The sequence below is a fragment of the Yimella sp. RIT 621 genome (assembly GCF_004146205.1).
GTDB lineage: Bacteria > Actinomycetota > Actinomycetes > Actinomycetales > Dermatophilaceae > Yimella > Yimella lutea.
In genome coordinates this window covers 90,831-111,990 of sequence record NZ_SEIP01000012.1, presented here as the reverse complement: position 1 = coordinate 111,990, position 21,160 = coordinate 90,831, and the positions used below count along the sequence as shown (strand labels likewise).

The 21,160-nt window shown below is 67.0% G+C and carries 18 protein-coding genes and 2 tRNA genes; 6 read left to right on the top strand and 14 right to left on the bottom strand.

Features of this window, described 5'->3' with window-relative positions; genetic code table 11:
- The first annotated feature begins 40 nt into the window (after positions 1-40).
- The 4 genes from EU513_RS12485 to EU513_RS12470 all read left to right on the top strand — a co-directional run bounded on the left by EU513_RS12485 (position 41) and on the right by EU513_RS12470 (position 4,362).
- A complete protein-coding gene (locus tag EU513_RS12485; protein WP_129626421.1) occupies positions 41-853 on the top strand; it encodes a hypothetical protein in 813 nt (270 codons plus the stop codon).
- A 120-nt stretch (positions 854-973) separates the two neighbouring features.
- Positions 974-2,188: an acetyl-CoA carboxylase biotin carboxylase subunit family protein gene (locus EU513_RS12480; RefSeq protein WP_129626419.1), complete on the top strand. Its 1,215-nt coding sequence runs from the start codon at positions 974-976 to the stop codon at positions 2,186-2,188.
- 85 nt (positions 2,189-2,273) lie between these two features.
- Positions 2,274-3,239, top strand: coding sequence for a hypothetical protein (locus EU513_RS12475; RefSeq protein WP_129626417.1), 966 nt, complete (start codon positions 2,274-2,276; stop codon positions 3,237-3,239).
- On the top strand, positions 3,208-4,362 hold the full coding sequence (locus tag EU513_RS12470) for an alpha/beta hydrolase-fold protein (RefSeq protein ID WP_129626415.1): 1,155 nt from the start codon (positions 3,208-3,210) through the stop codon (positions 4,360-4,362). Before EU513_RS12475 ends, EU513_RS12470 begins: the two co-directional genes overlap by 32 nt.
- Positions 4,363-4,502: 140 nt before the next feature.
- Here the strand turns inward: EU513_RS12470 and ilvA are convergent, their stop codons facing one another.
- From ilvA to EU513_RS12420, 10 genes are all read right to left on the bottom strand, one after another.
- A complete protein-coding gene (gene ilvA / locus EU513_RS12465) occupies positions 4,503-5,747 on the bottom strand; it encodes a threonine ammonia-lyase IlvA (protein WP_129626413.1) in 1,245 nt (414 codons plus the stop codon).
- 133 nt (positions 5,748-5,880) lie between these two features.
- Positions 5,881-6,723 (bottom strand): Fpg/Nei family DNA glycosylase, encoded by an 843-nt coding sequence (locus EU513_RS12460; RefSeq protein WP_129626411.1) that lies wholly within the window; start codon positions 6,721-6,723, stop codon positions 5,881-5,883.
- Positions 6,724-6,800: 77 nt separating this feature from the next.
- A complete protein-coding gene (locus EU513_RS12455) occupies positions 6,801-9,308 on the bottom strand; it encodes an exo-alpha-sialidase (RefSeq protein ID WP_240796042.1) in 2,508 nt (835 codons plus the stop codon).
- An 81-nt stretch (positions 9,309-9,389) separates the two neighbouring features.
- Complete coding sequence (locus EU513_RS12450; protein WP_129626409.1) at positions 9,390-10,067, bottom strand: N-acetylmannosamine-6-phosphate 2-epimerase; 678 nt, start codon at positions 10,065-10,067, stop codon at positions 9,390-9,392.
- Positions 10,064-10,981: an ROK family protein gene (locus EU513_RS12445; protein ID WP_129626407.1), complete on the bottom strand. Its 918-nt coding sequence runs from the start codon at positions 10,979-10,981 to the stop codon at positions 10,064-10,066. Before EU513_RS12445 ends, EU513_RS12450 begins: the two co-directional genes overlap by 4 nt.
- Complete coding sequence (locus tag EU513_RS12440) at positions 10,981-11,910, bottom strand: dihydrodipicolinate synthase family protein (RefSeq protein WP_129626405.1); 930 nt, start codon at positions 11,908-11,910, stop codon at positions 10,981-10,983. Before EU513_RS12440 ends, EU513_RS12445 begins: the two co-directional genes overlap by 1 nt.
- Positions 11,907-12,773 carry an ABC transporter ATP-binding protein gene (locus EU513_RS12435; protein WP_129626403.1) on the bottom strand — a complete coding sequence of 289 codons (867 nt, stop codon included), beginning with the start codon at positions 12,771-12,773 and terminating at the stop codon, positions 11,907-11,909. The genes EU513_RS12440 and EU513_RS12435 overlap by 4 nt, the downstream gene beginning before the upstream one ends.
- Positions 12,770-14,719: a dipeptide/oligopeptide/nickel ABC transporter permease/ATP-binding protein gene (locus EU513_RS12430; protein ID WP_129626401.1), complete on the bottom strand. Its 1,950-nt coding sequence runs from the start codon at positions 14,717-14,719 to the stop codon at positions 12,770-12,772. The genes EU513_RS12435 and EU513_RS12430 overlap by 4 nt, the downstream gene beginning before the upstream one ends.
- Position 14,720: 1 nt before the next feature.
- A complete protein-coding gene (locus tag EU513_RS12425; RefSeq protein ID WP_129626399.1) occupies positions 14,721-15,686 on the bottom strand; it encodes an ABC transporter permease in 966 nt (321 codons plus the stop codon).
- Positions 15,687-15,744: 58 nt separating this feature from the next.
- A complete protein-coding gene (locus EU513_RS12420) occupies positions 15,745-17,355 on the bottom strand; it encodes an ABC transporter substrate-binding protein (RefSeq protein ID WP_129626397.1) in 1,611 nt (536 codons plus the stop codon).
- A gap of 132 nt (positions 17,356-17,487) precedes the next feature.
- Between EU513_RS12420 and EU513_RS12415 the strand changes: the two genes are divergently transcribed.
- Together EU513_RS12415 and nagB are read left to right on the top strand one after the other, a co-directional pair.
- Positions 17,488-18,192 carry a FadR/GntR family transcriptional regulator gene (locus EU513_RS12415; protein WP_129626395.1) on the top strand — a complete coding sequence of 235 codons (705 nt, stop codon included), beginning with the start codon at positions 17,488-17,490 and terminating at the stop codon, positions 18,190-18,192.
- A 3-nt stretch (positions 18,193-18,195) separates the two neighbouring features.
- Complete coding sequence (nagB, locus tag EU513_RS12410; protein WP_129626393.1) at positions 18,196-18,984, top strand: glucosamine-6-phosphate deaminase; 789 nt, start codon at positions 18,196-18,198, stop codon at positions 18,982-18,984.
- A gap of 79 nt (positions 18,985-19,063) precedes the next feature.
- On the opposite strand, the gene EU513_RS12405 is transcribed toward nagB, so the two are convergent.
- The 4 genes from EU513_RS12405 to EU513_RS12395 form a co-directional block, all read right to left on the bottom strand.
- Positions 19,064-20,383, bottom strand: coding sequence for a hypothetical protein (locus EU513_RS12405; protein ID WP_129626391.1), 1,320 nt, complete (start codon positions 20,381-20,383; stop codon positions 19,064-19,066).
- Between the two features lie 364 nt (positions 20,384-20,747).
- Positions 20,748-20,820: transfer RNA gene (locus tag EU513_RS12400), tRNA-Ala, on the bottom strand.
- Positions 20,821-20,863: 43 nt separating this feature from the next.
- Complete coding sequence (locus EU513_RS15960) at positions 20,864-21,016, bottom strand: DLW-39 family protein (RefSeq protein ID WP_168990271.1); 153 nt, start codon at positions 21,014-21,016, stop codon at positions 20,864-20,866.
- A 27-nt stretch (positions 21,017-21,043) separates the two neighbouring features.
- Positions 21,044-21,120: transfer RNA gene (locus EU513_RS12395), tRNA-Ile, on the bottom strand.
- Positions 21,121-21,160 lie beyond the last annotated feature (40 nt).

Here is a 21,160-nt window from a genome sequence, read left to right as displayed (position 1 = left end):
AAGACCGAGGGCCCGACCCTCATGGGAAAAGGAGACACACGTGTTGAGGATCAACCCCTCGCCCGCCGACAAGGCGGCCGACAAGGCCAAGGACGGCGTCCGTGACTTCAAGTCCGCCGCGTCCCTTGCCCTGACCGCTGCGCTCGACAAGGCCAACGAGGCCGCCGCGAACTCACCGAAGGTCGAAGCCGCGAAGGAGGCTGTCGCCCCGCGCGTCGAGGCCGCCCGCGACGCCGCTGCGCCCAAACTGCACAGCGCCAAGGAAGCCGCAGCGCCGCTCGCTGCGACCGCTGCCGCCACGGCCGCGTCCACCTACAAGGACGCGCGCAAGGCTGCTGCGCCGAAGATCAAGGACGCCAAGAAGGCTGCTGCGCCCAAGTTCGAGGCCGCCAAGGCTGCTGCGCTGGACGCCGCTCACGCCGACAACAAGGGCGAGAAGCTCCAGGAGTTCGCGGGGCTGACCCGTGATCAGGCGCACTCGCTGTTCTCGGACGAGTGGATGCCGCGCATCCAGACCGCGATCGCGACCGCTGCCGCCACCGCGCAGCAGGCCGGCCACCGCGCAGGCGACCAGGCCACCCAGGCCTACCTCGCCCTCCCGCCGCAGGCGCAGGACGTCGTCGACAAGGTCGTCCCGGCCGCTGCGAAGAAGCGCAAGAAGAAGGGCACCGTCCTGATCGTGCTGGGTCTCGCGGGCGTGGCCGCCGGCGGATTCCTGATCTACGACAACAACAAGAAGAAGCAGGAGCGTCGCCAGGCGCAGGCCACGGTGCGCGCCACCCAGGCCGCTGCTGCCGACACCGACAAGGTGAACCCGGTCTCGTCCGAGACCGACGGCATCTCCCGTCACTGACGTAGGCACTGTCGGTAGCGAGCCGGCACCGGCCCCACCGATCGAAGCCCCCGGTTCGCCCGGGGGCTTCGTCGTGCCCGCACCGGCCCGACCGCACGGTAGCTGGCTAGGCTCGGACGCGTGAACGTCGTCTTCGTCGAACCCAACTTCCCGCGCAACCAGCGCGAGTTCCCGCGCGCCCTCAAGGCTGTCGGAGCGACCGTCTTCGCCGTCGGCGAGACGCCCTGGGAGTGGCTCGACGAAGAGCTGCAGGGCTGGATCGACCACTACTACCAGGTCGGTTCGGTCACCGACGTCGACCAGTTGTCAGCCGGGGTCTCACATTTCCAGAGCCTGGCCTGGGTCGACGCGCTCGAGGCGACGATCGAGTCCCACACGCTGCCGGCCGCGGTCGTCCGGGAACGTCACGGCATCCCGGGCACCAGCGTCCACACCACCTACCTGTGCCGCGACAAGCCGGCGATGAAGGACGCGTTGCGCAAGGCGGGGGTGCCGACGGCTGCGTCGACCGGTGCATCCAGCGCCGACGAGGTCCGGACGTTCGCCGCCGAGAACGGCTACCCGATCATCATCAAACCGCGGGATGGGGCAGGCGCGGCGGGCACGCACAAGGTCAGCAACGACACCGAGCTCGCGGCGGTGCTCGACGCGCTCGGTGACATGCCGTCGGTCGCGGTCGAGGAGTTCATCGAGGGGCACGAGGGGTTCTACGACACCGTCAGCGTCGGCGGCGAGATCAAGCTCGACTTCGCCTGCCACTACTACCCCGGCGTGCTCGAGGCGATGCGCACCCGCTGGATCAGCCCGCAGTACATCTCGACGAACAGGGTCGACGAGGGTGGTCTCTACGCCGACCTGCGCGACCTCGGCGAGCGGGTCAACGCCGCCCTCGGCATCGAGACGTCCGCGACCCACATGGAGTACTTCGTCAGCCCGAAAGGCTTGCGGTTCAGCGAGATCGGCGCGCGTCCCCCGGGCGTCGGTTGCTGGGATCTGTACTCGGCGGGCAACGACATCGACATCTTCCGCGCCTGGGCCGATGCCATCGTGCACGGACGCGTGTGGCACGTGCCGAGCCGGCAGTACGCGTCCGGCATCATCGCCCTGCGCCCCGACCGGGACGGCGTGATCACCCACATCGACGGTCTGGACGAGGTGCGCAGCAAGTACGGATCGCTGCTCATCGACGAGCACCTGCCGATCGGCCAGGGCACCCAGCCGATCGAAGCCGGCTACATGGCCAACGCGTGGATGCGCCTGCGGCACAGGGACTTCGACACGTTACGCGATGTGCTCGACGACATCGGACGCATCGTCCAGGTGCGCGCTCAGTGACCGCTGAAATCGGCGTGAGTTCGTGCCCTTCGCCGGGCATGGCGAAGGGCACCAACTCACGCGGATTCTCGGGGTGTGCTGCGCGATGACCGTCGTTCTGTTGGGGCCGCAGCGGCGGCCATCCCTGGACAAGCTCGTGTCCTCGCTCGGCCTGGGCGGTCCGTTCGCGACCGTGACCGCCGGGTGGCAGGAGCGGGAGAAGGACGACTCCGAGCTCGACCGGCACCTGGGCGGACGGTCGCGGAACCTGCACCTGTGGCACCGGATGCAGCAGGTGTTCGGGTCCGACCCGGAGTACGCCGCCGCGCACCGTGCCCGGCGCTCGCAACTGCTCGAACTGCAGGAGAACTACCAGCTCGGGCTCTCGCACATCGTGCAGTTCCTGGACGAACTACGACACCGGACCTCCGGTTCGGCAGCGCTGCGTGAACTCGCCGTCGAGGACGCGGTCAACGTGTTGCGCGGCATGGACAAGCAGCACATCCGCCGCGTCGCGGAGATCCAGGGACGCTTCTACAGCGACTTCCCGCCGCACGAGCGGCCGTCAGTCGCCGAACACCGCGCCGAGGTCGCCGAGTTGATGTCGGACGCCGCGGCCGTCGTGATCACCGGCGGACACATCGTCGAACTACTGGACGCGCTGCACCTGTTCAACGTGAATGCCGTTGGCTTACACAGGCTTCCGATCATCGCGTGGTCGGCCGGCGCGATGGCACTCACCTCACGGGTCGTGCTCTTCGACGAGCACGCGGTGCGCGGACCTGGCTGCTCGGAGGTCTTCGACCACGGCCTCGGTCTGCTGCCCGAGGTGACGGTGTTCCCGTCGGCGAAGCAGCGGTTGCGGACGAACGACAAGCAGAACCTGGGGCTGCTGGCCCGCCGGTTCGTGCCCAACACGTGCATCCCGCTCGACCCCGGCGCGCGCGTCGTGATCGGTTCGGACGGCACCCTCCCGGCCGACACCCCGGTGATCGACGATGCCGGCATCATGCGTCCGATGCAGGTTGTGGGAGGTGACGATGCGCAAGCTGGCAATCAACCGACTGCGTGAGCGAAAGCCGTTGGACGAGAGCCGGATCGACCGGTTCCTGCAGCGTCACCAGGTGCCGATCGTCGAGGGACCGAAGTGCACCTTCCTCTTCCGTGGCGGCGAAGACGACGGCGTGGACGAGGTGTGGGTGTGCCACCGCATCGTCGGGCAGCCCGACCGCGTGCCGATGAAGCGCCTGGGCAACACCAGCCTGTGGTTCACGATCATGGAGTTGCCGGCCGGGTCTCGGGTGGAGTATCAGATAGAGGTACGTCGCGCAGAGCACTACGAACGGTTCAACGACCCGCTGAATCCCAAACTCGCGCACAGTCCGGTGGGCTCGTCGTCGGTGTGCCAGGCGACCGGTTACACCGAGCCGGAGTGGGCTCGGTTCGATCCCGACTCACGTCCGGGAGAGCTGCTCGAACTGAGCCAGGCCAGCGGTGCGCTGCGTCGCGAATCCCATTGCCGCGTCTACCTGCCCGCGCGATTCAGCACCACGCACCGTTACCCCCTGCTGGTCGTGCATGACGGCGACGACTTCCTGGAGTTTGCCGCGATGAAGAACGTGCTCGACAACTTGATCCACCGCCGCGACATGGCCGAGACGATCGTGGCGTTCACCAACCCCGGCGATCGGACGCGCGAGTACGCCAACAGTGCGCAACACGCGCGCTTCCTGCACTCCGAGCTCATCCCCCGACTGGAGAGTGAACTGCCGTTGCTCGGCACGCCGGCCGGACGCTGCCTGATGGGTGCCTCGTTCGGCGGCATTGCCAGTCTGTCGACCGCGTACCGCTACCCCGACTTCTTCGGTTCCCTTCTGGTGCAGTCGGGTTCGTTCGTGTTCACCGACATCGGCAACGAGCACGGCGGCGGGCCTGCGTTCGACCCGGTGGTGCGGTTCATGAACCGGTACCGTGCCAAACCGCGCCGCGTCGTCGACCGGATGTATCAGTCCTGCGGCATCTACGAGCCGCTGATCGTGCCGAACCGGTCGATGGTCGACGTGTTCCGCGGCACCGGGATGGACGTGCGCTACTCCGAAGCACGCGACGGTCACTCGTGGGAGGACTGGCGCGACCGCTTGCGTGAGGGTCTGAGCTGGATCTACCCCGGATCGGCGCAGTACTTCTACGAGTAGAACTGCACGGGTGGGCTGGGTGCTCGTGAACGGTCACCTTGGTTTCGGCACGCGAGGAATCGCAAGCTCATCCTCGCGGCTCAACCAGCGGCGACGGTCCACCCGCGCCGGCGCCGGAGCCATCGCGAGATGTGCTGGGCTCAGAGAACGAAGCCGAACAGGGGGCTGTCGGGTGGGAGGTGCTCGATGCGCAGCGGGGAAGCATCCATGCGCTTCAGCAACGGTTCGTAGTCCTCGGCCGAACCGAGCTCGATGCCGACGAGCGCCGGTCCGAACTCGCGGTTGTTGCGCTTGACGTACTCGAAGAGCGAGATGTCGTCGTCCGGGCCGAGGACGTCGTCCAGGAACCGGCGCAGCGCTCCGGGTTCCTGGGAGAACTCGACCATGAAGTAGTGCTTGCGGCCTTCGTACACCAGCGCGCGTTCGACCACGTCGGCATAGCGGGAGACGTCGTTGTTGCCACCGGAGACGACGACAACGACGGTCTGGCCGGGTTCGACCTCCAGCTGCGCCAGAGCGGCCGAAGCAAGCGCACCTGACGGCTCGGCGATGATCCCCTCGGTCTGGTAGAGCGCGAGCATCTCCACGCACAGGGCACCCTCGTCGACCGTGACGACCTCGGGCGACGCGGCCGCGATGATCGGGAACGTAACATCGCCGATACGACGGACGGCGGTGCCGTCGGCGAACGCATCCAACTCATCCAACGTGACGGGCGCCCCGGCTGCCAGCGCGGCGACCAGACTGGCGGCTCCTGCGGGCTCGACCCCGATGATCCTGGTCGGTGAATCACCCAGTGCGGCAATAGTTCCGGCCAGCAGACCGCCGCCACCGACGGGGACGAGGACGACGTCCGGCGCGCCCTTGAGCTCGTCGACGACCTCGGCGATCACGGTGCCCTGACCGGCGACGACCTGCGGGTTGTCGAACGCGGGGACGAGGGTCGCACCGGTGCGCTCGGCGTCCAGCTTGGCAGCGGCCGCAGCATCGTCGTACGACTCCCCGCCGACGACGAGTTCGACGAAACCCTTGCCGAACGCGGCGACGCGGTCGCGCTTCTGGCGAGGGGTGTTGGTCGGCAGGTAGATGCGGGCGTGGACGCCGAGATCGGCGCAGGCGAGGGCCACACCTTGCGCGTGGTTGCCGGCGCTGGCAGCGACGACACCGGCGGCACGCTCGGTCTCGCTGAGTTGGCTGATCACGTTGAGCGCGCCACGGATCTTGTACGAGCGGACGGGCTGCTGGTCTTCACGCTTGAGCAGCACGGTGGCGCCGAGCGCAGTCGACCAGCGTTCGCAGTACTGCAACGGCGTGCGGACGACGACCTCGTCGAGACGCTCGCGCGCAACCTCGACGTCGGAGCGGGTCACGGACGGCGCGGACATGCGAAAAGCGTACGCCGATCATCCCGTATGGCGGACGAGCATCCCGCAGACTGAACGCCGCAAACCTCCTACTTCTGCGCGAACCGACGAGGCAGACCTCGTGGGCTCGGTGAAAAGTAGTAGGTTCGCGGGCTCAGGCGGGGCGGACGGTGCGGCGACGCGAACGTGGCTGGCAGATGCGACACCAGAACAGGTTGCGGGCGCCGACCTCCTTGCGCGACACCGGCGTCCCACAGACCAGGCAGGGCAGACCTTCGCGGCGGTAGACGTAGACCTCGCCACCGTGCTTGTCGACCCGAGGGGGGCGACCCATCGCCTCCGGCGTGTGCTCCGGGTAGACGGTGTCGATGCGTCCGTCGCGGACACCGAGCGGCATCAGCGCCACGAAATCGTCCCAGATCGCGTCGAACTCCGCGCGGCGCAGGAACTTGCCGGCCATGAAGGGGTCGATGCCGTGCCGGTAGAGCGCCTCGGCCCGGTAGATGTTGCCGACGCCGGCGAAGATCTTCTGATCCATGCAGAGCACTGCGATCGGCGACGACGATCGGTGAATGCGGGCCCAGGCCTTCTCCGGGTCGGCGTCGAGCCGAAGCGGATCGGGGCCGAGAGCATCCGTGATCTTGGAAACCTCTGCCGGAGAACGCAACTGACAGACGTTGGGACCGCGCAGGTCCATTGTGAACGGTTCGTGGTCAGTGGACAGCCGCCACCTGATGGCCCCGGTCTCGGGCGGATCAACTTGCGAAGCGAAGAAGAACTTGCCGAGCAGGCCGAGGTGGATGTTGACCTTCTCCTCGACGTGTTCGAACCCGACGAACATGTGTTTGCCGAAGGCCTCGGCCCGCTCGAAGACGCGTCCGTCGAGATCGGCGGCACCGTCGAAGCGTCCCTGGGGCGAGGTCGAGCGCACCGGGTGACCGGCGAACCGGTCGTTCAGGATCCCGGAGATCCGGTGGGTCACATGTCCTTCAGGCACCGCACCAACCTATCCGGCCGACACCTCGGACGCCGAGCTCGCGACCAGGCTGCAAGCTCGGCGTTCGGGGCGGTGGGTCATCCTCGGGGCGTCACCACGATGGGCGCGAATCCGATGACAGTACCGGCTGGATCCTGCACGACGATCCGGTCGGCACCGAAGGGCTGATCGCTCGGCAGGGTGACCTTGAGACGCCCGTCGAGCGTCGGAAAGTACCAGTCGCCCGAGTGCCCGCGCTCGGTGCTGACGTAGTACCACTGGCCGTACGGCGTACCCGAGATATTGATCGTCGATCCGCGGGCCTGACCACGCCCCACGCCCAGGTGCACCGGTGATTCACCGCGCTGCTTGCCCGGGTCCGCAGGGGACATCGATGGTCGACCAGGCTTGACCGACAACGACATCCGCACCGGGGCACCGGGTGCCTCGACCAATCGGGAACCGTTGCGTGCCGTCACGGGTGCCGCACCGACGACAACCTCTCCGGCCCGAACGTCATCGTCGATCAGGGTGTACCGACGGGTCCGTGTCGTCTGCTTCCCGGCCGCGAGCTCATCCGAACCACCCGCCTCGGTCAGGGTCACGTTTCCGGTGTTACGGATCGTGTCGGTGACCTCCACGACGTCCCCGGCGGACGCGTAGCGATCACCGTCCGTGTCCTGCCACGCTGCCGCGGAAGTGACGGTCAGGGCCGGCCGCCGCTGCACCAGATCCACCTCGCCGCCCTTGACCTCGACGGTGCGGGGCGACTGACCGGATGCGGTGAGTTGCCAGATCGTGTCGGCGGTGAAGAAACCCTGGGCGAGTTCGTCCGCTGTCACGGTGTGACTGGGTGTGGTGCAGTTGTAGGAGCCGCCGGCGGGCAGATTTCCCCAACGGCAGTTTCCAGGACCTGGTGGCAGGAAAGGAACGAACGGACCGGCCGTAGGAGTCACCGTGACCGTGAACGCCGAGTTGTTCGTGACCCGGAACGAGTACGGCACCTGCTCGTCCGTCCGGTAGGGATTCGTCGCGAGGTTTCGGCCGACATCCGCACGAGCCCCGGTGATCGTTGCGCCCATGACCCCCGGGAGGGTGGCCCGCAGCGTGGTCTGGGACTGTCGCCCGTCCGCCATGGTGAAGACGGTCTGCATCGCGTGCGCCCCGGAGGCTGCGGACGGGGCGGTCACGGTCACTTCGAGGGTCGTGCTTGCGCCAGGTGCCAGGTCGGTGATAGCCGCGGGTTGCGATGTCCAGCCGCTGGGCACCTGGACGTCGACCGAACCGCTCAAGGGAGCCTGTTCCTGGTTCGTCACTGTCACTGAAATCTTCGTGGGCGAACCCGGCGTGAGCTGCGTGGACTGCGCCACGGTGAGTGGTGCACAGACGTAGTTGAGCCAGGCGTCGTCGAACTGTGCGAAGCGCATGTCGTTGGTGTACGACGCCTCGTAGAAGACCCCGATCTTGCCTTCGGCCAGGCGCGTTGCGGTGGAGTACGCGCCGAAGCCGGGCTTGATCTGCCGCAGTCCGGGCCAGGTGTGTCCGTCGTCGCACGACACCCGGGCCGAGACGTTCTCACGCGCCGTCTGACTGTTCGAGTTGGTGAACAGCAACTTCTTGGCGGCCGGGCTGCCTTGCGCGGCCTGCGGAAACAGGCGCGTGATGGAGGCGTTGTTCGTGGGGTCGGGCAGGTTGCGATCGAGGGTCACCGGCCCCCAGGTGGTACCGCCGTCCGTGGAGCGGGCGACCTTGCGCCACTTGGAACCGCCACTGTCACGGGAGTTGAGCAGCACGGTCCCGTCCGACAGTTCGACGACCTTGTTCTCGTCCATGCCGGTTCCGACGAACGCGCCACGCTTCCAGGTGGCGCCGTGGTCGTCGGAGTAGACGCTGTACGCCTGGAAGGCCTCGCTGCCGTCGGTCTGCCGGACCATGCCGGAGTACTGCTGGACCAACCGTCCCGCGTGAGCGCCGTACCGCAGTTGGATGCCTTCCCCGGAGGCCGCGAAGTTGGTCCGGACATCCCCCGGCTGCGGGTTGGTCGCCGACCCGGGCTTGACCACCGCCGTGATCGAGCGGGGTGCGCTCCAGGTGAGCCCGCCGTCGGAGGAAGAGGAAACCACCGAGCTGATCACGTTCCGGTCGGCGTCGTCCGAGCCGTAGCGACTACCACCGAAGCCCTGGTCCTTGGAATGGACGAAGAACGCGAACACGGTGCCGGTCTGTCGGTCGACCACATAGCTCGGGTCGCTGTAACCGTATTTGCCCTCGGTCGCGGAGCCGGCGAATCCCTGCGCGATCGTGGTGACCGGGCCCCACGTGCGACCGTTGTCCGTGCTGCGTCGCTGGATGATCGAGTTCGGGTTGGGCGCGTCCGTAGCGCTGCCGGGTCGAGCGTCCCAGGACGCGAGGACGACGCCGTCGCCAAGGTGCGCGAGCGCCGGAATGCGGTAGAAGAGCTCCGCCGACGTGCGATCGGCGGCGAGGTTCTGCTCCGTGAACGTGCCGGGCGGATCGGTCGGAGTGGCTGATGCGGCCGGGATTGCCACCAGACCGGTGATCGACAACGCGGCCACCATGGCGAGTGTTCGGGACGGACGGTGCACGGGCGGTCTCCTTCTTCAGGGGGTGTGCGGGCGACGGCGTCTCCCGCCCGGAACACACGTCGACGACGCGTGACCCGGGCCCTACGAACGTAGGGACTCGGCGAACCAGCGGGTGATGCTGGCCGGGTGTGTGATGGCGGTGCCGACCACGACGGTGTGGGCTCCCGCATCGATGGCTCGAGCGGCTTGAGCAGGGGTGTGGATGCGTCCTTCGACGGCGAGGGGAACGTCGGCGAAAGAGGCGATCTGTTCGACCAGCTCCCAGTCCGGGCCGTCGGTCTTGGGGCGCTCGCCGGTGTAGCCGGCGAGCGTCGTGCCGAGCAGGTGGACGCCGGCGTCCTGTGCTGCCCGAGCGTCGTCGGCGCTCCCACAGTCGGCCATGACAAGCAGATCCGGGTGCGAGTGCGACAGTCCGGCAACGACTTCCGCGAGGGTCAGTCCGTCCGGCCGCGGCCGCCGGGTGCCGTCGACGGCCACCATCTCGCAACCGGTGTCGGCGACCTCGCGTGCATCCTGCAGGGTCGGCGTGATGTAGACGCCTTCGTCGCCGACCTTGACGAGACCGATGAGCGGCACGTCGAGCACCGGACGCATGCTGCGCAGATCGGCCAGACCCTTCGCCCGGATGCCGACGGCGCCGCCGATCTGCGCAGATCGGGCCACCTGAGTCATCGTCCGCGGGTCGAGCATCGGTTCGCCGGGGTAGGCCTGACACGAGACGACGAGTCCGCTGCGCAGAGATTCCAGGACGGCGTTCATCGCATCTCCAAAGCGGCCCGACGTGCGGCACCGATGATGGCTGCCTGCGGGCCGAGCGTTGCGGGCAGGACCGGCAGTTCGGAAAGTACGTCGATCAGTTCACTGCGCAGTGACTCCTCGAACGGCGCCCACCACAGCGAACCTGCCTGTGCCACGCCGCCACCCACTAGGACGACGTCGGGATCGACGACCGTCACGACCGCCGCCACCGCGCGTCCGAGGGCGGATGCGGCGTCCCGGACCACGCGACCGGCGAGTGCATCCCCCGCGGAGGCTGCAGCGAAAACAGCCAAGGCGTCGTCGGCCGACCCGCCGAGCGACCGGTACCTGCGCACGATCGCCGGCCCGGCCGCGACCGCCTCGAGGTGACCGGTTCGGCCACAGGTACAGCGCAGACCTTCCGCGCCGGGGGTCGGTGCGTGCGCGATCTCACCTGCGACGTGGTGCCGTCCGCGACGCGGTTTACCGTCGAACACGAGCGACCCTCCGACACCGGTGCCGACCGTGACCATCAGAAAGCTCTCGTGCCCCCGCGCGGCCCCCTCGCTCGCCTCGCCCATCGCATGGGCGTCGACGTCGTTGAGCACCACCACCGGTACTGAACCGAGCCGGTCCGACAGACCGCCGGCCACGTTCGTCCCCGCCCACCCGGTGAAGGCGTCCGTGGAGGAGACGATCAATCCCCGGGACGAGTCCACGACCCCGGCCGAGCCCACCCCGACTGCGGCCACGGGGCGCTCACCCGCTACCCGTCGCACCAGTTCGGCCACGGTGTCCAACACCGCGTCCGGTCCGTCCGGCGCGGGCGTCGGAGTCGATACAGATTCCTCGACACCCGAAGAAGTGACTACGGCTGCAACGGTTTTGGTGCCGCCGAGGTCGATGCCGACAAGCACGGGATGCTGACCTGTCATCAGGCGGTGGCGTGGTCCAGCAGTCCGACCTCGGCGAGGATGCCGTCGATCGCACCGATCGCGTCCGCACCCAGCGGTCGCAGCGGGGCGGGCATGGTGCCGGACTCGATGATGCCGAGGCGTGCGACTGCGGCCTTGAACGCGCCGATGCCACCGGCATCGCCGCCCCAACCTGCAGGGGTGAACGCGATGTCGAACAGCCGGTTGATCCGCTCCTGCTCCTTGCTCGCAGCGACCCAGTCACCGGCGACGGCGGCGTCCCACAGACGGACGTACGCGGCCGGGTCGACATTGGCCAGGCCCGGCACGGCTCCGTCTGCGCCGAGCAACAACATGCCGTCGACCATGACCTCATGACCGGTGAGCAGGTCGAGCGGGCAACCCGCCGCGCGATTGGCAGCGACCAGGCGTCGGAAGCCGATGTCGTCACCGGAGGAATCCTTGACGCCGTTGATCACACCTTCGCGGCCGAGCTGAACCAGCAGATCGCCACCGAGTTTGGTGTGCACGCGAACCGGGACGTCGTAGGCGATGACAGGCGCGTCGGATGCTGCCGCCAGCATGCGGAAACTTTCGGCGATCTCGCCGGCGTCCTGAAGCGCGTACAGCGGAGCGGTGGCGACGACGGCGTCAATACCGAGTTCGCTTGCGCGGCGGGCATGTTCGGCCATGCGACGAGCAGTGAAGTCAGGCACCCCGGCGACGACAGGAACGCGTCCGGCAACCCGCTGAACGACGCGCGACAGCACGAGGTCACGCTCCGCGTCGGTCAAGTACGCGACCTGGCCGGACGAGCCGAGCGCGAAGATGCCGTGCACACCCGCGTCGATCAGGTGGTCGACGAGCCGATCGAGGCTGTCGTGGTCGACCCTTCCGTCCGCGTGCATCGGTGTGAGCAGCGGCGGCACGATGCCGTGGAGCAGATTCATGAGTCCCCTTGGGTTGAAGTCGAAGCTGCTTGTGTCGCAGCGGGTTTCAGCAGCGTGGGTGTGGCACGCAGGAGTTCGCGGGTGTAGTCCTGCTTCGGTGAGAAGAAGACCTGCTCGGCCGATCCGGTCTCCACGATCGAGCCGCGGTTCATCACCGCGATCCGGTCGGACACGTAACGCACGGTCGAGATGTCGTGGCTGATGAACACCAGTCCCAGGCCGAGTGCTTCTTTGAGGTCGGTGAGCAGGTTCAGCACCTGGGCGCGCACCGACACGTCCAGAGCGGAGGTGGGTTCGTCGGCGACGATGATCGCGGGTTCGAGCGCGAGCGCCCGCGCGATCGCGACGCGCTGTCGCTGGCCGCCGGAGATCTGCCGGGGCATCACATCCAGCGCGGACGCGGGCAGTCCGACCAGGTCCAGCAGCTCACGGACCCGCTTCTCCCGCTCGGCCGGACGGCCGATGCGGTGCACGTTCAGGGGGTCGAGCAACTGATCGCGCACCGGCATGCGCGGGTTGAGAGCCGTCGCAGGGTCCTGGAAGACCACCGACACCGTGCGTCCGAGCCGGCGACGAGTGGACGCGTCGTAGCGCAGCGGTTCGCCTTCGAACAGCACCTCTCCGTCGGTCGGCTTCTGCAACCCGACCAACACCCGGGCGAGGGTGGACTTGCCACTTCCCGATTCACCGACGACACCGACCGTCTCCCCACGGTGCACCTCGAAGTCGACCCCGTCGACGGCGCGTACGGTGCCCGGGCGGAACAGGCCGCCGGTCCGGGTCTTGTGCACGACGTGAACGCCGCGCAGTTGCATCACCGGGGTGCTGTCGTTCCGGTCATCGGTCAGAGCCTGGGTACTCATCGAGCAACCTCCGCATCGAAGCCGGCCCACTGGTGGTCGGTACCGGGCACGGTCTGCATCGGCGGACGTTCGTCCACACCGACGTCCGGGGTGGAGGATCGCGGCGCGAATCGGTCACCGGGCACGAATTCCCTCGGCGACGGGACGACGCCGGGCACTTGGTGCAGCCGTCCGGTGCCGGACTCGATGGACAGCACGGCACCGAGCAGCCCACGGGTGTACTCATGGCGCGGATCGGTCAGCAACTCACGCGTCGTGCCGGACTCGACGACCTGCCCGGCGTACATCACGGTGATGCGGTGGGCCATCTGCGCCACCAGCGCGAGGTCATGCGAGACGAACACCATCGCGAAGCCGAGTTCCTCACGAAGCCGGTTGAGCAGGGAGACGACCTGTTGCTGCACGGTCACGTCGAGCGCCGTGGTCGGCTCGTCGGCGATCACCAACTTGGGGTTGCGGGTGAGCGCCATCGCGATCAGGACGCGCTGCCGCTGGCCCCCAGACAACTCGTGCGGGTAACTCTTCAGCGTGCGCTCGGGGTCGAGGCCGACGAGTTCGAGCAGTTCGCGGGCACTGCGCTTGCCGCCGCGCTTGGTCAGCTGCTTCAACTGGGCACTGATCAGCATCGACGGGTTGAGGGAGCTCAGCGCATCCTGGTAGATCATCGCGATCTCGTGTCCGCGTAGAGCGTTGTGCTGCTTGGGGTCCAGCGTGAGCAGATCGCGGCCCTGGTAGAGGATCTCGCCGGACAGCTGCGCATTCTTGGGCAGCAGGCCCATGATCGCCATCGAGGTGATCGACTTGCCGCAGCCGGACTCTCCGACCAGGCCCATCGTCTCCCCAGGCCGCACCGAGAAGGACACGTTGTCGACCACATCGATGTCACCGTGCTGCTCCGGGAAACGGATGCACAGGTTCTTGACCTCGAGGACTGGCTCGGCGTCACCGGTTGTGACCAGTCGGTCGGTGCGCGCGGACTCCACCGCGTTCAGCTGTGCCAGCCGATCCTCCAGTGCAACCGTCGCGGTGACGGCGGACGCGAGCGCCGGGGCCGGCGCGCCCGCGCCCTGCACCTCATCTCGCAACTTCACCTTGCGCGTCTTCGGCGACACCATCGCGTCCGTCATGCCTTCGGACAGGACGTTGAGCGCCAGCACGGTGATCAAGATCATCAAGCCGGGGAAGAAGGTCGCCCACCAACCGCCGGTGAGCAGCAGTTGCTTGCCGTCGGCGAGCACATTGCCCCAGGACGGTTCCGGCGGTTTGACCCCCGCGTTGATGAACGACAGCGACGCCTCGAAGACGATCGCGTCGGCGACCAGGACGGTCGCGAACACCAGGATCGGCGCAAGGCAGTTGCGCGCAACGTGCTTGATCAGGATTCGCGGGGTGGCCGAACCCATGACCCGCGAGGCGGCCACGTAGTCCTCGCCGAACTGGGCGAGGATGTTCGCCCGGACGACCCGGGTCAGCTGCGGGGTGTAGAGGAAAGCGATCGCAAGGATCAGGACCGGCGTCGAGGAACCCCAGACCGCGACGAACACAGCGGCGAGTGCGATGCCGGGGAAGCTCATGATGATGTCGAGCACCCGCATGAGGATCTCCGAGACCCACTTGCCGGACGTCGCGGCGATGGATCCGAGGACGGCGGCGGCGGCCAGCGCGACCGCCGTCGCGGCCAGCCCGATGATCAACGAGGCGCGTGCACCGTAGGCGACGCGGGCGAAGATGTCGCGACCGATGGCGTCCGTACCGAACCAGTGTTCGCCGCCGGGGCCGATCGCTGGGGTGTTGCTCTCCAGCGGTCCGAACCGAGTGATCAGCGGGGCGAAGATCGCCAGCAGGAGCACCATCCCGACGATGCCGAGTCCGATCTTGGAGCTCGGGCGTAGGTCGCCCAGGCGCAGTCCCGGGCGGGACAGGCGTTCGGTGAGTTCGCGGCGCATGTCAGATGCTCCTGATGCGGGGGTTGACCAGGACGTAGAGCACGTCCACGAGGATGTTCACGACGATGAACGCGATGGCGACGGTGAGGGTCACGCCCTGCACGAGGAACACGTCGTTGCGCGTGACTCCGTCGAGGATCAGCTGACCCATCGCCTGGATGTTGAAGATGATCTCGATGATGACCGCGCCACCCATCAGGTAACCGACGCGCAGACCGAGCACGGTGATCGGTGTGACAAGGGCGTTGCGCAGCACGTTGCGTGAGACGACGACTCGCTTGGGAATGCCGGCACCGATCGCGGTGCGCACGTAATCCTTGTCGAGTTCCTCCACCATCGAGGTGCGGACGACGCGGATCAGTGATCCGGCGACCGGCACCGCGAGCGCCACGGCGGGAAGCGTGATGTTGTTGAACCAGATGCCCGGATCGGTCGAGAACGGCACCCATTCCGAGACCACCGCCGGGTAGAGCCCGGCACCACCGGGCACCGTGGACAGCCACTGGATGAGCATGATCGCCAACCAGAAGGACGGCGTGGCCAGACCTGCGATCGACAGCACCCGGATCACCTGGTCGGGCCAGCGGTCACGGAACAGTGCCGCGATCACGCCGAACACCAGCGCGAGGACGACCGCGATGGCCAGGCCCAGGAAAGTCAGCTGCAGCGTGATCGGGAAGGCGGACTTGATGAACTCGGTCACCGGCACGTTGCCGGCGCTCGTGCCGAGGTCGCCGTGCAGCAGTCCGCCGAGGAACTCGAAGTAGCGCTGGAACAACGGGTCGTTCAACCCGTTCGCCTCGCGGTAGTTCTCCAACGCCTCGGGCGAGGCGGACTCACCGAGGGCCAGGCGGGCCGGGTCGGCCGGCGAGAACGACATGACGACGAAGACCAGCAGCGTCACGCCGATCACCATGATCGGGAAGACCAGCAGGCGGCGTCCGATCAGGCGCAGAAGGGTGGTCACAGAAAGCTCCTTGGGGACGGTGTCCGGCACCTGATGCAGGCGCCGGACACCGGCGTGGTCACTTCGACGAGCCGACGTCCACGAAGGACAGGCCGGTCAGCGAGATCGGCGCGAAGCCGGGCAGCGAGTCCTTGTCCCAGGCCGTGGTCGCCTTGCGGTGGAACAGCGGGTACAGCGGCACGGTCTCGGAGATGAGGTCGAAGAGTTCGCCCCACTTCTTCTTCTGTGCGTCGCCGTCGAGCTTGGCCGCGTCGTCCAGCAGGGTCTGCACCTTCTTGTAGGAGTCCTGACCCTTCCAGTGCATGCGCTGGTCGGCCCAGGTGTCGGCGGCGTACCACCAGCGCATCAGCAGGTCGGCGTCCGCGCCGAACACCGAGGGGTCACCTGGCGCGATGACGATGTCGTACGCGTCCGGCTTCCCGTCGATGGTGTTGTAGACGTCCGAGGACTTCTTCTGGCTGAACTCGACCTGCAGACCCGCTGCCTCCAGCGACTGCTTGATGATCGGCGTCGCCTTCTTCACCCAGGCGTGGTCGCTGCACAGCAGGCGCACCTTATTCAAGCCGGTCTGACCGAAGATCTCCTTCGCCTTGGCCTGGTTGTGCGTGTACACGACCTTGGCCTTCTTGTAGGCCGGGTGGCTCTCCTGGACGAACGAGGTGGCCGGTGTCGCGTTGCCGAGGTAGGCGGTGTCGACGACCTTCTTCATGTCGATCGCGTACAGGATGCCCTGGCGGTTGCGGACGTCGTCGAACGGCTTGGAACCGCAGTTGAACATCGCGAACAGCAGCGAGAAGCCCTGCACCGACTCGACGGAGGCACTCTTCTGCAACGTCTTCACCGACAGGTCGGGGACGAGGTCCATCGCCTGGATCGACTTGGAGGACAGCGCGTTCTGACGCGTCGAATCGTCCGGCATGATCTTCCAGACCATCTTGGCGGCCTTGGCCGGGTGCTGACCGGTGTAACCGTCGAAGCGTTCGAAGACGATCTGCTTGGAGGTAGAGGAGTTGTCGGTCATCTTGTACGGACCGGTGCCGATCGGCTTGGCGTCGAACGCCTTCGCGTCCTTGCTGACGGCTGCCTTCGGCACGATCTTGACGACCGCGATGCGCTCGGCGACGAGCGTGAACGGGTACTTCAGTTTGATCGTGACGGTCTTGGCGTCCTTCTTGCTGACCTTGTCGACGAACGCGATGAAGGTCGCGTAGAGCGACTCGTTCTTCGGGTCGAGCACGCGCTCGAAGCTGTAGACGACGTCGTCGGTGGTGACGTCGCTGCCGTCGTGGAACTTCGCACCGTCGCGCAGGGTGACCTCGTAGGTCTTGTCGTCCACCTTCTTCGGCAGGGCGCTGCCGAGCGCCGCGAAGACCTCGCGCTTGCCCACCGGGCTGATCTCGGTGAGGCCCTCCATGGTGTGCCAGTTGGCGGCGACGGTGAGAGCAGCGGTCGTGGTCATCGGGTCGAACCCGTTGGTGCCGAGCTCGTAGGAGATACCTGCGGTGATCGTGCCGGTTTCCTTCGCCGAGGAGTCTGCCTGGGTCGAACGCTCCGAGGGCTTCGTGCCGCACGCGGCGAGAGACCCGGTCAACGCGGCTGCGGCACCCATGGCGCCGACCAGTCCGAGGAAGCTGCGGCGCGTGTGGGCCGCGGAAGGCGAGGTGGCCATGTATGTGCTCCAAGATTTGTCTGATGTCGGATGTCTGATATCCGGTACAGTAAGCCAGGTCACATTCATTTGCCAACCCCCGGGTCGCGAGCATCTCGCCATCGCGCCCGCCTGACGAAGGACGATCGACGCATGCGACGTTCCGAACCGGTCACCGCGACGACGGCCATCAAAGAGCTGATTCTGGAGCGCGGCCTGCGGCCGGGTGAGCCGATGCCGACCGAGAACGAACTCGTCGAGTTGCTCGGAATCTCCCGCTCCAGCGTCCGGGAAGCGGTGCGCACGCTCGTCGCGCTCGACATCCTCGCCGTCAAACACGGCCGCGGGACATTCGTCGGCGAGGTCTCGCTGCGCCCGCTGGTCGAAGGAATGGTGTTTCGCGGAGTGATGTCGTCCGGCGATGACTACCGGACGCTGCGCGAAGTGGTCGAACTGCGCACCACACTCGACCTCGCAATGGCCGACCACGTGGTGGAAAGCCTTGCCGGACAGGACAGTTCGGAACTCCGTGCGCTGACCGCACAGATGCGCGAACGCGTTCAGCAGGGCAAGAGCTTCGCCGACGCCGACCGCGCCTTTCACGAGGGTCTCGCCGGGCTGCAGAACAATGACCTGTTCGCCCAGATAGTCGGGGCGTTGTGGGAGATCCACGCGACGATCTCCCCCAAACTCGGTCTACCGACCTCCCGCGACATGCACGACACCGCGAACGCACACGTCGAACTGCTCGACCGTGCGGCAGCCGGCGATCTCGAGGGATACCGGGCAGCCGTGGTCGCGCACTACGCACCGCTGCTGCGCGTGATCGACAAAACCTACGCGACGGTCGAGGCCTGAGGCATGGAGGTCGTGATCTGTCCGGACGCGGAGGCAGTCGGCGCGCTCGCCGCGTCCAAGGTCGCCCGCGTCTGCCGAGACGTCGGGCCCGAGGTGGTGATCGGAGTCGCCACGGGTTCGTCGCCGCTGGCGCTCTACGACCACCTCGCCCGCTTGGTGCGCGAAGGATCGCTGGACCTGTCGCGGGCGACCGCGTTCGCGCTGGACGAGTACGTCGGGCTGCCGGTCGAGCACCCGGAGTCGTACGCATCCGTAATCGACCGCACCGTGACTCAGCCGCTCGGGCTCGACCCCGCCCGGGTGCACCTGCCCGACGGCAATGCGTCCGACGTCCCTACTGCGTGCCGCGCGTACGAGCAGGCGATCGCAGCGGTCGGCGGCGTGGACGTGCAGATCCTCGGGGTCGGTGCGAACGGACACATCGGGTTCAACGAGCCGGGTTCGTCGCTGTCGTCCCGCACCCGGATCAAGACCCTCGCGACCAGCACCCGGGCCGACAACGCGCGTTTCTTCGAGCGCCTCGACCAGGTACCCACCCACTGCATCACGCAGGGCCTCGGCACGATCATGGACGCCCGCGAGGTCGTGCTGGTCGCGCAAGGTCAGCACAAGGTGGACGCGGTCGCGGGCGTCGTCGAAGGGCCGGTGACCGCGCGCTGCCCGGGCTCGGTGCTGCAGTTCCACCAGCACGCGACGGTCGTGTTGGACGAGCACGCGTCAGCGGGCCTGGCCGGGGCGCAGGAATACCGCAACGCCTGGGACCACAAGCCGGACTGGCAGCGCTGGCGCTGAGCACGACGGAACGGGAAATGCATCAGGGAACTCCGCCCACGGAGTTCCCTGATGCATTCAGCGTGCCCTCGCAGAAGGGTCAACGCACGATGCGCGGTGCTGGAGCCGAGAATCCCTTGGCCGGCTGGGTCAGACCGGGCAAGTTCGGCCAGTTGGCGATCAACTCGGGGCTGGCGTCGAAGCGACCGGTGACGTCTTCGACCACGTCGACCGAACCACTCTGGTTGTAGAGGCTGAGGTACCGCTTGTTCTGGTCGTCGATCCGGGACGTCGTGCCGAAACCGTTCGACTGGTTCTGCCCGGCAACGAGGTTGAGGTTGCTGGTGCCGGGGTCGGCGTTCATCCCGCTGTACTGCGTGATGTACGTGTTGGCGGTGGGCTTGACCCCGGTGATCGTGCCGGTGAACCCGAGGGTGAACTGTCCGTACAGGTCGGCCGGCGGCGCAGTGACCAGGACCGAGTCAGGACCGATCGGAGCCTTCGGTGCACCGATACCGACGCGAGTGTCGATGATGCGGCGCGGAGCCACGTTGTTGTACACGAAGCCCAGGCCGTTCGGGTTGTCGTAGTAGGCCGCGAGCAGATCGACCACCACGTCGGTCGCGCCGGCCGAACCGTTGTGCACCGAGAACCCGTAGGTGCCCCCGCCCAGGTCGGTGACCGGGACGATCGTGTAGTTGGCCACCGTCCGTCCGTTGGTGAAGTTGACCGACGACGTCTTGGGAACGGTGGCGCCCGAATAGGCGGTGAGCCAGCCGTACGCCTCCGGCTTCACGGCGGTGAGGTTCACCGCCACGGAGGTCGGCTTGGCGATCGGGTTGTCCCACCGGAAGGTCTGAACCATCGTCGCCCCGCCAGGTACCGGACCGGTGGTCTGCCGGGTATCGCTCAAGCGGAACCCGTCGGCGATCAGCGCCAGTGAACCGAGCTCGGTGGTGTCGGCCGCAGTGGAGTAGTAACCGATCAGGTCGACGGCGACATTCGCGGACGCGTTCCCGAGTGACAGCGTGATCGATCCGTCCGAACCGACCGGGACGGTTGCCGTCGTCGCTCCGGTCCAGCCCCGCTCGAAGTTGACCGCGGACGTCCACGGCTTTGCCTGTCCGGTGGCGTACGCGGTGATCCAGCCGGTGGCCGAGGTGTCGATGGCGGTGATGTTGACGACGGCAGCCTTCACACCGACCGCCGGAACACCCGATGTCCCAGCGACCGGGACACGCAGCGATCCGCCCTTGGCGACCGGACCGGAGGACAGGCGGGTGTCGATCAGCCGGGTGGCGGCGGTCTTGTGGAACCGACCCTCGTTGGTCTGGGCGTCGGCTGACGCGTGCGTCATCGGAACGGAGACGGAGAACGCAAGCGCGCAGGCTGCTGCGACCGTGAGGAGTGTGCGAGGCATACCTGGAGCATGAGGCCGTCTCAGCACCCGGTCAAGCGGTTGCGGAAAACCCGTCACTGCGATCGCAGTTGAACGACTGACTCAGTCAAGAAGGTCGCGCGGACAGAGAGCTTCAGGCGACGACACGGTTACTCGAGTCAAGGTCGCTGGCGAGCGGACGAACGAAGTGAGCCGCTCCGCCAGCAATCTGACTCAGCGAGGATGAGGCTCCCATGACCACTGAGCGATGGGCCACCGACACGATCACGCACACCACGAAAAGCGGACTGTGTGAAACGTCGCGCAGTCAAGGTCGCAGGCGAGTGACGAACGAAGTGAGTCGCTCCGCCAGCGAACTGACGGAGCGACTCGAACAATCAATATGTGGAGGTAAGGGGACTCGAACCCCTAACCCCCTGCTTGCAAAGCAGGTGCGCTACCAATTGCGCCATACCCCCAGGGTGGGCCACCCGCGTCCGAAAACCCGCGTGACCCAGGACGTCAGCTGGCGGTGCCAGTGGCGTCGAAGCTCTTCTCGCCGGGCTTGTCGGAAGCCTTGGACCACATGTCCTTGCCGACCTTGCCCTGCTTGTACTTCTGGCTCGCGAACGCGGCTGCGCCGGCAGTTGCGATGACCATCAGTGCTTTCCTCATGGGTCTCTCCTTGAGTTGTTCGAACGGTGGTGGGCCTAACAGGACTTGAACCTGTGACCTCTTCCTTATCAGGGAAGCGCTCTAACCGACTGAGCTATAGGCCCGTCCGCCATTCGACGAGTTGCCCGTTAGGGCAACGCCGAA

Coding starts and splice junctions, on each gene's coding strand:
- EU513_RS12435 (WP_129626403.1), bottom strand. CDS start 12,773: ATGAGTACCCAGGCTCTGACCGATGACCGGAACGACAGCACCCCGGTG.
- EU513_RS12470 (WP_129626415.1), top strand. CDS start 3,208: ATGCGCAAGCTGGCAATCAACCGACTGCGTGAGCGAAAGCCGTTGGAC.
- EU513_RS12430 (WP_129626401.1), bottom strand. CDS start 14,719: ATGCGCCGCGAACTCACCGAACGCCTGTCCCGCCCGGGACTGCGCCTG.
- EU513_RS15960 (WP_168990271.1), bottom strand. CDS start 21,016: ATGAGGAAAGCACTGATGGTCATCGCAACTGCCGGCGCAGCCGCGTTC.
- nagB (WP_129626393.1), top strand. CDS start 18,196: ATGGAGGTCGTGATCTGTCCGGACGCGGAGGCAGTCGGCGCGCTCGCC.
- EU513_RS12405 (WP_129626391.1), bottom strand. CDS start 20,383: ATGCCTCGCACACTCCTCACGGTCGCAGCAGCCTGCGCGCTTGCGTTC.
- EU513_RS12450 (WP_129626409.1), bottom strand. CDS start 10,067: ATGAACGCCGTCCTGGAATCTCTGCGCAGCGGACTCGTCGTCTCGTGT.
- ilvA (WP_129626413.1), bottom strand. CDS start 5,747: ATGTCCGCGCCGTCCGTGACCCGCTCCGACGTCGAGGTTGCGCGCGAG.
- EU513_RS12445 (WP_129626407.1), bottom strand. CDS start 10,981: ATGACAGGTCAGCATCCCGTGCTTGTCGGCATCGACCTCGGCGGCACC.
- EU513_RS12440 (WP_129626405.1), bottom strand. CDS start 11,910: ATGAATCTGCTCCACGGCATCGTGCCGCCGCTGCTCACACCGATGCAC.
- EU513_RS12420 (WP_129626397.1), bottom strand. CDS start 17,355: ATGGCCACCTCGCCTTCCGCGGCCCACACGCGCCGCAGCTTCCTCGGA.
- EU513_RS12415 (WP_129626395.1), top strand. CDS start 17,488: ATGCGACGTTCCGAACCGGTCACCGCGACGACGGCCATCAAAGAGCTG.
- EU513_RS12475 (WP_129626417.1), top strand. CDS start 2,274: ATGACCGTCGTTCTGTTGGGGCCGCAGCGGCGGCCATCCCTGGACAAG.